Source organism: Kitasatospora sp. NPDC057738 (genome assembly GCF_042798815.1).
Lineage (GTDB): Bacteria > Actinomycetota > Actinomycetes > Streptomycetales > Streptomycetaceae > Kitasatospora > Kitasatospora lactacystinica.
The window spans coordinates 16417-29762 of the sequence record NZ_JBHVJT010000030.1 but is presented as its reverse complement, the minus strand read 5'-3'; the positions used below and the strand labels follow the sequence as shown (position 1 = coordinate 29762).

Sequence of the window (13346 nt, the reverse complement as noted above, 5' to 3'; positions counted from 1 at the left end):
TTTGGGGGGGTGGGGGGAGGGGGGGGTCGGGCGGCGGGTGGCAGAGGGGGGGGAGGCCCCCCCCCCCCCCCCCGCGGCCGCCCTGCCCGGCACCACCGAGCACGAGGTCCCCGGCTGCACCGGCCCCGACGGGCGGCCGGTCGCCGGGCGGTACGCCCTCCTGCCCGACGGCACCGCGCTGGTGGAACTCGCCGTCGCCAGCGGGCTGCCCCTGATGTCCCGCCCCGCGCCGCTCACCGCGACCACGCGGGGCACCGGCGAGACCGTCGCGGCGGCCCTCGACGCGGGCGCGCGCCGACTGGCGGTCGCCCTCGGCGGCTCCGCCTCCACCGACGGAGGCAGCGGCCTGCTCGCGGCGCTCGGCCTGCGGCTGACCGACGCGCGGGGCCGGGAGCTCCCCGACGGCGGCGGAGCACTGCCGCGGGCCCACCGGGTCGACGCCACGGGCCTGCGCCCGGCGCCGCCCGACGGCGTGGTGCTGCTCACCGACGTCACGAATCCGCTGCTCGGCCCGGACGGCGCCGCCGCCGTCTACGGCCCGCAGAAGGGCGCGGACCCGAGCGAGGTCGCCCTGCTCGACCAGGGCCTCAACCGGCTCGCCGCGCTCCTCGGCGCGGACCCGGCGCGGCCCGGCGCCGGTGCGGCGGGCGGCACCGCCTACGGCCTCGCGGCCGCCTGGGGCGCCGTCATCCGCCCCGGCGCGGCCGCCGTCGCCGACCTCCTCCGCCTCGACCGGGACATCGCCGCGGCGGATCTGGTGATCACCGGTGAGGGCCGGTACGACGCGACCAGCCTGCGCGGCAAGGCGGTCGGCGAGGTCCTCGCCCGGGCCGCCCGGGCCGGCGTCCCCGCCCGGATCGTCGCGGGCGAGTCGGCCGACGACCGGGTGCTGACCCTCGCCGCGCTCGCGGGCGACCCGGCCTCCGCCCGGGAGCACGCCCGCCAGTGGCTGGTCCGCGCCGGCGCCCGCCTCGCCCACGACGCGGCGGGCTGACCCCCCGCCGTCCGGGCCCGGTCCCCACGCGCTCGGCGCGGACCGGGCCGCCCGGGTCACCCGCCCGGCACCACGTTCGCCGGCGGCAGGCCCTCGAAGAAGGCCACCGCCTCCTCCCGCCAGTGCGGGCGCCAGCTCTCGGCTTCGGCGCGGGCCGCGTCGGCGCAGCGGCGCATGTCGGCGCGGAGCTTCCGGTCCACGCCCAGCCGCCGGGCCAGCTCGCGGACCCGCTCGACCTCATCGGCCGGGCAGTGCGGGTCACCGAGCGCGGACTCCACCACGGCCCGCTGCGCCTCGTCCGCGCGGGCGAGCAGGGCGCTCACGGCGTAGCTGCGGCGTCCCGCGCGGAGGTCGGCGCCGGTGGACTTGCCGGTGGCGTCCTCGTCGCCGAACAGGTCGAGGTAGTCGTCGCGCAGCTGGCCGCCGATGCCGACCGGGGTCGCGTAGCGGCGCAGCCGTGCGTCGTGTTCGGCCACGTCCTCGCCGGCGGCCAGCAGCCCCAGCCGCAGCGGGGCGAGGACGGAGTAGCGGGTCGACTTGTACTCGCAGACGGTGTGCAGGAACTCCTCGTCCGGGAGCGGCAGGAAGTCGCGTTCGAGGTCGAGGATCTGGCCGGCGACCGTCTCGGCACCGGCGTTCAGCTGCACCTCCAGCATCGCCTGGCGCAGCTCGGCGGGGACGTCCGCCTCCAGCAGGACCCGCATCGAGAGGAAGGCGGCGAGGTCCCCGGCCAGGACGGCCAGGCCGAGCGCGGTGCGGTCCGCCTCCGGGAACTCCCGGCGGTACGCGTAGTAGGTGGAGGGGCCGCCGCGGCGTACGGGCGCGTCGTCGATGATGTCGTCGTGGACGAGCCCGTGCGTCTGGAGCAGCTCGATGCTCAGCGCGGCCTCCGCCAGGCCGGGCACCGGGTCGGTGGTCACCAGGCGGGCCGCCTCGTACAGCAGGGCGACCCGCAGCCGCTTGCCGCCGCGCAGTGAGAGGTCCCGCAGCAGCTCCAGGCAGCGCGGGGTGAAGCGGCTGAGCGACGGCGTGTCGAGGCGCTCCGGCAGGGCCGCGAAGTAGGCCTCGAAGCGGAGGTCGAACCGGCGCCGGTGTCCGGCGGCTCGTTCGCGGGCGGCTGCCATGATCGTCTCGTTCACGAGGCCCACCCTCGCATCCGGCGTACGGGACCGCGCAGCCGCCCTGCCTACTCGGTCTGGACGGCGATCAGGCAGGTGTCGTCGTCGGTGTCGGCGGGGCTGAGTTCGAGCAGCCGGTCCAGGTACTGCTCCAGGTCCGGGCCGGGGGCGCCGGCCGCCCGGAGCAGCTGTTCCACCGACTCCTCCACCGGGCGGTCCCGGCGTTCGACCAGCCCGTCGGTGTAGAGCAGCAGGACGTCACCCGGGTCGAGCCTGGCGGTGCGCTCCTCGTACTCGGCGTCGTCCAGCGCGCCGAGCAGCACGCCGTGCGGCAGCGGCAGCACCTGGGCGCCGTCCGCGCCGAGCCGGATCGGCGGCAGGTGGCCGGCCCGGGCCCAGCGCAGTTCGCCGCCGACCGGGTCCACCAGCACGCAGACGGCCGTCGCGGTGACCTGGCCCGGTTCGCGCAGGGCCACGGTGTTGGCCCACTCCAGCAGCCGGCCCGGGCCGGCCCCGGTGACGGCGAGGCCGCGCAGCGCGTGCCGCAGCGCGACCATCCCGGTGGCCGCGCCGACGCCGTGCCCGGCCACGTCGCCGACCGCGAGCAGCACCCGCCGGTCGGGCAGCACCAGCACGTCGTACCAGTCGCCACCGACCCGGTCGCGCTGGGCCGCGGGCCGGTAGCGGACGGCGGCGTGCAGGCCGGTGACGGCGAGCGGGGGCGGGGCGGCGGGCAGGATCGCCTGCTGCAGCCGCAGTGCCAGCTGCGCCCGCTCGGCCGACTCCTGCTCGCTGTCGGCCAGCCGCTCCCGGGTGGCGCCGAGCGCGACCTCCGTCCAGTGCTGGGCGGAGACGTCGTGGTAGGCGCCGCGGACGGCGACGAGCCGGCCGGTCTCGTCCACCACCGGCTCCGCGATCACCCGGGTGAAGCGGTGGGTGCCGTCCGGGCGGTCCAGCCGGACCACCGCGGAGGCGGTGCGGTGGTGGTGCCGGACGGTGTCCAGCAGCCGCCGGACCGCCGGCCGGTCGTCCGGGTGGGTGTGCCGCACGAGCCGGTCCAGCGGTACGGGCGAGGCGTCCGGCGGCAGCCCGTACAGCTCGCGCAGCCCGTCGCTCCAGCGGATCCGGCCCTCGGCGGGGCGCTCCTCGAACCCGGCCACCCGGGCCAGCCGCTGGGCCTGGCGCAGCAGGGCGGCGTGCTCGTCCTCCTCCCGCTCGTCGTCCAGCCGCCAGCAGACCAGCACCCGGCCGCCGAGCGGGACGACCGAGAGCAGCACGGCCACCGGGACGGCGGGCCCCTGCTCCCGGAAGGCCAGCCGGACCCGCTCGGCGGTCGACGGCACGCCCGTCTCGTACGCGCGCAGCAGCCGGTCGAGCAGCCCGGCGGCCGAGGCGACCGGGTAGGTCTCCAGCAGCGAGGCGCCCTCCAGTGCCTCCCGGGGCCGGCCGAGCGGGTCGCGGAACCGGGCGTTGACCCGGACCACCGTGAAGTCGGCGATCCGCTCGGCCCGCAGGACGGGGGCCAGCAGCAGCGCGGGGGTGAGCAGACCGTCCAGGAGGTCGTCGGCCCGCTCGGGAGGCACGGGCTCCGGGGGTGGGCCGAGCAGGGTCGCGCAGAGGTCGGCGAGGGCGTACAGGCCCCGGCGCCGGGCCGGGCCGAGCACCGGGGCGGAATCGGGGCCGGTGGCCGGCCAGAGCAGCTCCAGCGCGCCCGTGCGGCGGCGCCGGTCGAGCAGCGGGACGACCGCCCGGTCGGCGGCGCCGCCGACCGAGGGACCGTCCGCCCCCGGTTCACCGGGCCACAGCTCGGCTCCCCCGCCGACGACCAGCTGCGCCGGGGTGGGGACGCCGGGCGGCACCCGGAACCAGCCGGCCGCCTCCTCGGCACGGAGCCCGGCGTGCGCGGCGAGGGCGAGCGCGCCGCCGGGCAGCCGCTGCCAGACGGCCACGGCGCGGACGCCGAACGCCGCCGCGGCCTGGTCCAGCACGGCCCGGGCGGCGTGCTCCAGGTCGGGCGCGGAGGCGAGTGCGGGCGCGACGGGCGGGCCGGCCTCGGGCGGTTCGGCGGCGGGGAGGCCGAAGGCCGCCGGTCCGGGTCCGCCGTCCGGGTCCGTTCGCGGGCCCTGTCCCGGTTCCAGTTCCGGTTCCGTTCCCGGCTCCGGGAGGCGCGCGATGTCCGTCGCCAGGACGAGCACCGGCACGCCCGACTCCCGGGCCAGCCGGGCGAGGTGCGCGGCGGCCTCGGCGACGGGCAGGCCGAGCCGCTCGGCCAGGATGCCGGTGGCGAGGTCGACGGCTGCCCTGGTCCGCGCCTCGGCGTGCGCCCGGGCGGCGGCCGCCCGGAGACGACGGACGGTCTCGGCCAGGGCCCGGGCGGTGCGCTCCGCGGCCTCCTGCGCCGAGGGCTCCTGCCCCGCGGACTCCTGCTCGGCGGACTCGGGCCCGGCGGTCACGGCGCGCCCCGGGGCCGGGGCGCGGTGCCGTCGGGGCGGGGCGCGGTGCCGGCCCGACGAGCCGCGGTGCCCGAGTGCCGGGCCGCGGTTCCCCCGCGCCGGGGAGCCGTCATGACGCGTCCAGCCATTCCCGCATCCGCTCCAGCAGCCGGCCGGTGTCGACCGGCTTGGTGATGTGGTCGTCCGCCCCGGCGGCCAGGCTGCGGTCCCGGTCGCCGGGCATGGCCTTGGCGGTGACGGCGACGACCGGCAGCCGCTCGAAGCGGGCGTCGGCGCGGATCTCCGCGATGGCGGCGTAGCCGTCCAGTTCGGGCATCATGACGTCCATCAGCACCAGGTCGGTCTCCGGGTGGGCGCGCAGCTGGTCGAGCCCGGCGCGGCCGTCGGCGGCGTGCAGGATGGTCAGCCCGTGCCGTTCCAGGGCTGCGGTGAGCGCGAAGACGTTGCGGATGTCGTCGTCGACGATCAGCACGGTCCGTCCGACGAGCGGTCCCGCCACGGCCGGGGGCGCGTCGCTCTCCTCGCTCTCCCCGGTCTCCCCGGTCTCCTCCACCGCCGAGGGGCTCTCCACCGCCGCGGGGCTCTCGACCGCCGGGGGGCTCTCGTCGCCCCCGTTCCCGAGCACCGGCGTGTCGCCCGTCGTCACCGCCGCCGCCTGATCGCCCAGCGGCAGGTACAGGGTGAACCGGCTGCCCTGCCCCGTCGCGGAGCGGACGGTGATGGTGCCGCCGAGCAGCCGGGCGAGTTCCCGGCTGATCGACAGGCCGAGGCCGGTGCCGCCGTAGCGCCGCGCGGTGGAGCCGTCGGCCTGCTGGAAGGCTCCGAAGATGGTGTCCAGGTGGGCCGGGTCGATGCCGATCCCGCTGTCGTCGACGTGGAAGGCCACCGCGGCGGGCGCGCGCCCGAGTCCGGGCGGCAGCTCGGCCTCCTCGACGCGTTCGATCCGCAGCTCGACCCGGCCGGTGTCGGTGAACTTGACGGCGTTGGAGAGCAGGTTGTGCAGCACCTGGCGCAGCCGCGCCTGATCGGTGACGATCCGTTCCGGCACGGCCCGGTCGACGGCCACCTCGAAGGCGAGCCCCTTCTGGTCGGCCAGCGGCCGGAAGCCGGACTCCACGTACTCCAGCAGTTCGCGCACCGCGAAGGGCTCGATGGACAGGTCCATCTTCCCGGCCTCCACCTTGGAGAGGTCCAGGATGTCGTTGATGAGCTGGAGCAGGTCGGTGCCGGCCGAGTGGATGACGCCCGCGTACTCGACCTGTTTGGGGGTGAGGTTGCCGCCGCTGTTCTCGGCGAGCAGCTGGGCGAGGATGAGCAGGCTGTTCAGCGGGGTGCGCAGCTCGTGGCTCATGTTGGCCAGGAACTCCGACTTGTACATCGAGGTCCGGGTCAACTCCTGTGCCCTTTCCTCCAGTTCCTGGCGGGCCTGCTCGATCTCCAGGTTCTTCGCCTCGATGTCCCGGTTGCGCTGGGCGAGCAGCGCGGCCTTGTCCTCCAGTTCGGCGTTGGAGCGGCGCAGTTCCTCCTGTCCTTCCTGCAACTCCTTCGACTGGGACTGGAGTTCGGCGGTGAGCCGCTGGGACTCGCCGAGCAGCTCGTCGGTGCGCGCGTTGGCCAGCAGGTTGCCGAGGTTGACCCCGCAGGCCTCGGCGAACTGGGTCAGGAAGTCGCGGTGGACCTGGGTGAACGGGTGGACCGAGGCGAACTCCAGCACGCCGATGAGCCACTCCTCCAGGGCGATCGGCAGGACGACGAGCGAGCGGGCGTCGGCGCCGCCCGCTCCGGAGGAGACGGTGGCGTAGCCGGGCGGCAGGTCGTCCACGGCGACGGTCCGCCGGGTCCGGGCGGCCTGGCCGACCAGGGACTCCCCCAGCCGCAGCCGCCGCTGCTCCCCGGCCGGGCGGCCGTAGGCGCTGATCAGGGCCAGTTCGGTGCCGTCCGCGCCCTCCTCGGCGAGGAAGAACGCGCCGTACTGGGCGCCGACCAGCGGGGTCAGCTCGTCGGTGATCATCCCGGCGACGGCGCGGATGTCCCGCCGGGCCTGGATGGCGGCGGAGAAGCGGGCCAGGTTGCTCTTGAGCCAGTCCTGCTCCTGGTTGGCCAGGGTGGTCTCGCGCAGCGATCCGACCATCGCGTTGATGTTGTCCTTGAGGTCGGCGACCTCGCCGGAGGCGTCCACGCTGATCGAGCGGGTCAGGTCTCCGGCCGCGACGGCGCTGGTGACCTCGGCGATGGCGCGGACCTGCCGGGTGAGGTTGCCGGCCAGCTCGTTGACGTTCTCGGTGAGCCGCTTCCAGGTGCCGGAGACGCCCTCCACCCGGGCCTGCCCGCCGAGCCGGCCCTCGCTGCCGACCTCCCTGGCCACCCTGGTCACCTCGGCGGCGAACGAGGACAGCTGGTCGACCATCGTGTTGACGGTGGTCTTGAGCTCCAGGATCTCGCCGCGCGCGTCCACGTCGATCTTGCGGGTCAGGTCGCCGTCGGCGACGGCGGTGGTGACCTGGGCGATGTTGCGCACCTGGCTGGTCAGGTTGTGCGCCATGAAGTTGACGTTGTCGGTGAGGTCCTTCCAGGTCCCGGCGACGTTGGGCACCCGGGCCTGGCCGCCCAGGATGCCCTCGATGCCGACCTCGCGGGCGACCCTGGTGACCTCGTCGGCGAAGGCGGACAGCGTGTCCACCATGGTGTTGATGGCGGCGGCGAGGGCCGCGACCTCGCCCTCGGCCTCGACGGTGATCTTCCGGGAGAGGTCGCCGCGTGCCACCGCGGTCGCCACCTCGGACATCGAGCGGACCTGGCCGGTCAGGTTGGAGGCCATCACGTTGACGTTGTCGGTGAGGTCCTTCCACGTCCCGGAGACTCCCCGCACGGTGGCCTGGCCGCCCAGGTTCCCGGCGGTGCCGACCTCCCGGGCGACCCTGGTGACCTCGTCCGCGAAGGAGGACAGCTGGTCGACCATCGTGTTGATGGTCTCCTTCAGCTCCAGGATCTCGCCGCGCGCGTCGACCCGGATCTTCTGGGTCAGATCGCCCTCCGCGACGGCGGTGGTCACCTCGGCGATCGAACGGACCTGGGCGGTGAGGTTGTCGGCCATGACGTTGACGGACTCGGTGAGAGCCCGCCAGGTGCCGGAGACGTCCCGGACGTCCGCCTGGCCGCCGAGCCGGCCCTCGGTGCCCACTTCCCGGGCCACCCTGGTCACCTCGTCCGCGAACGAGGAGAGCTGGTCGACCATCGTGTTGATGGTCGTCTTGAGTTCCAGGATCTCCCCGCGGGCGGCGACCGAGATCTTCTGGGTGAGGTCCCCCTCGGCCACGGCGGTCGCCACCTGGGCGATGTTGCGCACCTGCCAGGTCAGGTTGCCCGCCATCGCGTTCACCGAGTCGGTCAGGTCGCGCCACGTCCCGGCGACGCCCGGCACCTGCGCCTGGCCGCCGAGCCGGCCCTCGGTGCCGACCTCCCGGGCCACCCTGGTCACCTCGTCCGCGAACGAGGACAGGGTGTCCACCATGGTGTTGACGGTGCTCTTGAGCTCCAGGATCTCGCCGCGCGCGTCCACCTCGATCTTCTGGGTGAGGTCGCCGCGCGCGACCGCCGTGGTGACCTGGGCGATGTTGCGCACCTGCCAGGTCAGGTTGCCGGCCATCGCGTTCACCGAGTCGGTCAGCTCCAGCCAGGTCCCGGTCGCGTCCGGTACCTGCGCCTGGCCGCCGAGCCGCCCGTCGCTGCCGACCTCCCGGGCCACCCTGGTCACCTCGGCGGTCACCCGGGCCAGCTGGTCGGCCATGCCGTTGAAGACCTCGGCGATCTCCCCCAGCACCCCCGGCCGGTCCGGGGCGAGCCGGGTCCGGAAGTCCCCGTCGCGCACGGCCGTCAGCCCGGCGAGCAGCTGCCGCAGTGCCTGCTCGGCCGGGTCGGCCGCGGGGGCTGCGGCTACCGGGTGCTCGTCCATCCGCCCACCGTCCGGATCGCTCGCACGGCCGGGGTGCGCCGTCCGGGCACCTCGGACCCGAGGGCGACGGGCTGCCGCCCTGCTCCCACTGTGCCACCGCGGGCCGGGGGCGACACTCGGGGCGGACGCGCCCGGGGCCGGGCGGCGGCACTCGGGGCGGACGGGCCCGGGCTGGGGGGCGGCAGGCTCCAGCGGCCCCACCGGCCTCAGCCCGGTACGGTCTCGCGGATCGGAAAGGCGTCGGTGGCGCCGGTGAGTTCGAGCATCCGCAGGATCAGCGGCCGGGGCCGGGCCAGCTCGATCCGGCTGCCGTCCACCGCCGCCCGGGCCTTGGCCCGCAGCAGGGCGTTGAGCCCGGTGGAGTCGCAGAACTCCAGTCCGGCGCAGTCCATCACGACCACGCCGGCCGGCTCGGCGAAGGTCCGGTTCAGCGCGGCCCGCAGGTCCGCGCTGGAGTCGAGGTCCAGTTCGCCGAGCAGCACCAGGACGGTGCCCAGGGCCCACGGCCGGATCTCGACCGTCAGCCCCTCGGCCCGGTCGACGGTCGGACTGCCGCACTTCGACGGGCGCCGCGTCATGGCTCGGGCTCCTCTCGCTCGGTGAGGACCGGGCTCGGGCCGATGCCGGCGCTCACATCCATGCGGCTGTCCGCTGCGGAGCGCCGGAAACCCCCGGGCGGGGAAGGGGGCGGTCATTCGGGCCGCTGCGGCTCCCCGTCCGAACCGGCCGCCGTCAGGGCCGGCGGGCGCGGCACCTCCAGCCAGACCAGCTTCCCGCCGTCGTCGGGCCGGAAGCCCCAGGCGTCGGCGAGCCGGTCCACCACCCGCAGCCCGTGCCCGCCCGGTCGGCCGGCGCCGGCGAACGGGCGCAGCCGCGGCGGTACGGGGCTGGCGTCCGCGACCTCCACCCGCAGCCGGGCGCCGTCCCAGTGGAGCCGCAGTTCGCGCGGGCCGCCGGAGGCGTGCAGGCAGGCGTTGGTGACCAGCTCGGAGACCATCAGCAGGACGTCCTCGGCCGCGGCCCTCCGGTCCTCGTCGGGGGCCGGCAGCCAGTGCCAGGACACCAGCGCCCGCCGGCTGAACTCCCGGCTGCGCTGCACCGCGCCGGCACTGCCCTCCAGCACCAGCCGCCTGGTCTGGTCCCGACTCGGCGGCCCACCGTTCCCGGGGCGGTCCACGGTCTGCCTCCTCACCTCGGGTCGGGCGGTGCGGCGGGCCCGGCCGGGCCCTCGCCGGGCGCCTCCAGCGCCGTGCGGAGGTCGGGGTGGACCCGCAGCACGCCGTCGGCCCCGGTGATCGCGAGCAGCCGCACCACCAGCGGGCCGGCGCCTGCCAGCTCCAGCCGCACGCCGTCCCCCTGGGCGTCCAGCCGGGCGCGCAGCAGGACGTTCAACCCGGTCGAGTCGCAGAACCGCAGGCCGGCGAGGTCGACGACGATCCGCTCGATGCCCGCCGCCGACGGCGGCCGGGCGAGGGCGGTCCGCAGGTTGTCCGCCGTGTCGTGGTCCAGTTCCCCGGTGACGGTGACGATCCGTACCGGCCCCCGGTCCCCGACCTCGACCCACAGGTCGCCGGACTCGTGCTCCCCGGTGGGCTCGCAGGGTTGCTCGGATGGCCGTGGCATGGCTCGCTCCCGGTCCGGTGGGGACGGCGGGGCGCCGTCCCCACCATCATCGCGCGCGCCGTGCCGGGCCGCGCGGACGGCCGTACCCGCGAGTATCCCGGGTACGGGCTGGAGCACCGTCGGTCGGTCGTCCATGCCCCGCGTCTGCCCGAACCCGGCCGGGACACACGTACCGCCGCCGGCCCGGGAGCACGTCCGGGTCGCCCGCGCAGGCCGGCGTGCGAGGACGTTTCGCGCGCAGACGTTTCGCGCGAGGACGTTAGAGCCCGCCGTGGCGGGGAAGTCGCCTTGGTGGCGGGGCCGCGGGACGCTCGCCGGTTCGTGCCGCCCCGGGGCCCGGCAGGGGCACGAACGCAGGAGAACAAGGACGGACCCGTGAGATTCCTCGACCGCAGCACCGCCGGACACCAGCTGGCCCGCAGGCTCGCCCCGCTGCTGAGCGGCCGGGCCGGTACCGGGGTGGTGGTTCTCGGGCTCGCCCCCGGCGGGCTGCCGGTGGCGGCGGAGGTCGCCGAGGCCCTGGACGCCCCGCTCGACGCCACGGTGGTCCGGTCACTGGCCGTCCGCGGCCACGACCGCCCGATCGGCGCGATCGCCGACGGCGACGCGCCGCTGGTCGACCGGCACACCCTGAGGAACCTCGGCGTCACCGCGGCCGAGCTGGGCGCGAGCGTCAAGCGGGAGCGGGTGGAGGTCCACCGCCGCGAGGCGCTCTACCGCCCGGGCCGGGACCGGCTGCCGTTGGACGGGCGCACCGTCGTCCTGGTCTCCGACGGCCTGACCGACGCCCTCACCGCCCGGGCGGCCGTCCACGCCCTCGCCGCCGACCACCCGGCGCGGCTGATCCTCGCGGCGCCGGTCTGCGACGCCCGGATCGCGGCCGACCTGGGCCGGGACGTGGACGCGGTGGTCTGCCTCCACCTGCCCCGCTACGCGCACGCCGCCGGGCCCTGGTACGGCGAGTTCCACGAGGTCACCGACCGCGAGGCGGCCGTCCTGCTGCAGCGGCGCACCCCGGCGGGCCGCGCCGGGGCCGGCCGGGGCTGAGCCGCCTGCGGCCCCCGCCAAAACCCGTTGCCGGGCAGAGGGTGCACGGACCATCCTCCTGCTCATGAACCATCCCCAGCACGTCATCGCCCTGGACGGGGCCGTCCTTCGCCGCATCGACGGCGAGTCGGACCTGCCCGAGTTCTTCGCGGTCATCGAGGAGTCGTTGGAGCACTTGCGGCCCTGGATGCCCTGGGTGGCCGAGCACAGCCGGGCCAAGACCGCCGAGTTCCTCACCGGCCGGGCGGAACTCTGGGCGAGCGGGCAGGACTTCACGTACGCGATCGTGCTCGACGGCGCGATCGTCGGCGCCTGCGGGCTGTTCCGGCGCGAGGACACCCCGGCCGGGGTCCGCGAGATCGGCTACTGGCTGCACCCCGCCGCCACCGGGCGCGGGCTGGCCACCCGGAGCGTGCGGGCCCTGGCCGGTGAGGCCTTCCGGCTCCCCGGGGTGGAGTACGTCGAGATCGTCCACGACCCGGCCAACCGGGCCAGCGGCGCCGTCCCGGCCCGGCTCGGCTTCACCGAGTACCTGCGCCGACCGGCGGAGGCGCTCGCCCCGGCCGAGACCGGGGAGGAACTGGTCTGGCGGCTGCCCCGGGGGCAGGCCCCGGCCCGGTGAGCCCGGCGGTCCGCAGCCAGGGGGGAGAGCATGCGGACCGCCGGGTGCGTCGGCCGGGTCGCAACGATCCGGCCGACGCGTCGGGAGCGGACGCGGTCGGAGCCTTCCGGCTCCCCGCGCAGTGCCCCATCTCGAACTCCGCGGTCCCGCCGTGGACCTCACCCACGGCGTCGCGCGTTCGCTCCCGTGCCCAGGAGACCCTCCCCGTCCACGCCGATAACACTTTCTTCCGATCGCTTCTCCGGGACATTCGGCCGACGGTTCATCACCTCGACCGAGGCACGCCATGGCCGGCACCTCACCAGCGCCTCACCGGCACCTCACCGGGCCCGCACCGGTGCCCGCCGGGCAGGAACCGCACGGCAACCGCCGAACGGCGGACCCGCAGGCTCACTCCCGGACCTGCGGGTCCGCCGACACCCCCTCGGGAAGCTTGTACCGAACGGTCCGTTTCCTCATACTTCCGGTCAGCGCCGATCAGGAGCTGATCATCCGCCGTGCTTCCGGAGAGCAACGACCGGGGTCCGCCCATCCCCTGACCGCGCTTCACGGCCCCAACCCTCAGGGCCGTCACCCCCTCAGGAGGAGATCGGTGAGGACCACGCGCACCACGCCCCGCACCGGCAGCACACGCCGCTTCCGCCTGCTCGCCGCGGCCCTCGGCCTGCTGACCGCGACCGCGGTCGCCGCGCCGGGCGCCGCCGCCGCTCCCACCCGCACCGCCGAACCGGAACAGCTCTCGGCGATCAGCGACGCCATTCTGAACGCCGAGGTCGACGGCACGGCCTGGTACGTCGACGAAGCCGCCGGACGCGTCGTGGTGACCGCCGACAGCACCGTCTCCCCGTCCTCGCTCGCCCGGCTGATGAAGGCCGCCGGCCCCTCCGCGCCCAACCTCGACGTCCACCGCGTCCCCGGCGTGTTCACCCCGCTGCTCGCGGCCGGCGACGCCATCTACGGCGGCGAGTACCGCTGCTCGCTCGGCTTCAACGTGGTGAGCGGCAGCACCTACTACTTCCTCACCGCCGGGCACTGCGGCAACGTCGCGGCCAACTGGTACACCGACGTCGCCCACAGCACCCTGATCGGCCCCACCATCGGCTCGACCTTCCCCGGCCACGACTACGCGCTGGTCCGCTACGACAACAGCGCCCTCAGCCACCCGGGCGGCTTCACCTCCGCCCCGAACGCCGTCGTCGGCGAGGCGGTGAAGCGCACCGGCTCGACCACCGGCACCCACGGCGGCACCGTCACCGGCCTCAACGCCACCGTGCGCTACACCGACGGCAGCACCGTCCGCGGCCTGATCCAGACCAACGTCTGCGCCGAGGCCGGCGACTCGGGCGGCCCGCTGTACGACGGCACCAAGGCACTCGGCCTCACCTCGGGCGGCAGCGGCGACTGCACCTCCGGCGGGACGACCTTCTACCAGCCGGTCAACGCGGCGCTCTCCGCGTACAACGTCAGCGTCTACTGACCCGAGCCCTTCCGCCCGAGCCGTGGGGGGAGAGGACCGGCGGGGGGGGGGGAGAGGAGG

At 75.9% G+C, this 13346-nt stretch carries 10 protein-coding genes; 4 read left to right on the top strand and 6 right to left on the bottom strand.

Annotated elements, in window-relative coordinates; translation table 11 throughout:
- The first annotated feature begins 37 nt into the window (after positions 1-37).
- Positions 38-994 (top strand): glycerate kinase, encoded by a 957-nt coding sequence (locus ACFVGO_RS18235; protein WP_380632794.1) that lies wholly within the window; start codon positions 38-40, stop codon positions 992-994.
- Positions 995-1050: 56 nt separating this feature from the next.
- On the opposite strand, the gene ACFVGO_RS18230 is transcribed toward ACFVGO_RS18235, so the two are convergent.
- From ACFVGO_RS18230 to ACFVGO_RS18205, 6 genes are all read right to left on the bottom strand, one after another.
- Entirely contained in the window at positions 1051-2118 is a 1068-nt protein-coding gene (locus ACFVGO_RS18230) for a polyprenyl synthetase family protein (protein ID WP_380632878.1), read from the bottom strand.
- A gap of 62 nt (positions 2119-2180) precedes the next feature.
- Positions 2181-4565: a SpoIIE family protein phosphatase gene (locus ACFVGO_RS18225; protein WP_380632791.1), complete on the bottom strand. Its 2385-nt coding sequence runs from the start codon at positions 4563-4565 to the stop codon at positions 2181-2183.
- A gap of 109 nt (positions 4566-4674) precedes the next feature.
- On the bottom strand, positions 4675-8517 hold the full coding sequence (locus tag ACFVGO_RS18220) for a HAMP domain-containing protein (protein WP_380632788.1): 3843 nt from the start codon (positions 8515-8517) through the stop codon (positions 4675-4677).
- Positions 8518-8723: 206 nt separating this feature from the next.
- Positions 8724-9095, bottom strand: coding sequence for an STAS domain-containing protein (locus ACFVGO_RS18215; RefSeq protein ID WP_359912650.1), 372 nt, complete (start codon positions 9093-9095; stop codon positions 8724-8726).
- Positions 9096-9208: 113 nt separating this feature from the next.
- The gene (locus ACFVGO_RS18210; protein ID WP_359912647.1) at positions 9209-9694 is read right to left on the bottom strand and encodes an ATP-binding protein; all 486 of its coding nucleotides are present in this window, start codon (positions 9692-9694) and stop codon (positions 9209-9211) included.
- A gap of 11 nt (positions 9695-9705) precedes the next feature.
- Positions 9706-10140, bottom strand: coding sequence for an STAS domain-containing protein (locus ACFVGO_RS18205; RefSeq protein ID WP_380357179.1), 435 nt, complete (start codon positions 10138-10140; stop codon positions 9706-9708).
- A 375-nt stretch (positions 10141-10515) separates the two neighbouring features.
- Here ACFVGO_RS18205 and ACFVGO_RS18200 point away from each other — a divergent pair, with 375 nt between their 5' ends.
- The 3 genes from ACFVGO_RS18200 to ACFVGO_RS18190 all read left to right on the top strand — a co-directional run bounded on the left by ACFVGO_RS18200 (position 10516) and on the right by ACFVGO_RS18190 (position 13286).
- Complete coding sequence (locus tag ACFVGO_RS18200; RefSeq protein ID WP_359912641.1) at positions 10516-11187, top strand: phosphoribosyltransferase family protein; 672 nt, start codon at positions 10516-10518, stop codon at positions 11185-11187.
- 64 nt (positions 11188-11251) lie between these two features.
- Complete coding sequence (locus ACFVGO_RS18195; protein ID WP_380632783.1) at positions 11252-11809, top strand: GNAT family N-acetyltransferase; 558 nt, start codon at positions 11252-11254, stop codon at positions 11807-11809.
- A gap of 592 nt (positions 11810-12401) precedes the next feature.
- On the top strand, positions 12402-13286 hold the full coding sequence (locus ACFVGO_RS18190; RefSeq protein WP_380632780.1) for a S1 family peptidase: 885 nt from the start codon (positions 12402-12404) through the stop codon (positions 13284-13286).
- Positions 13287-13346 lie beyond the last annotated feature (60 nt).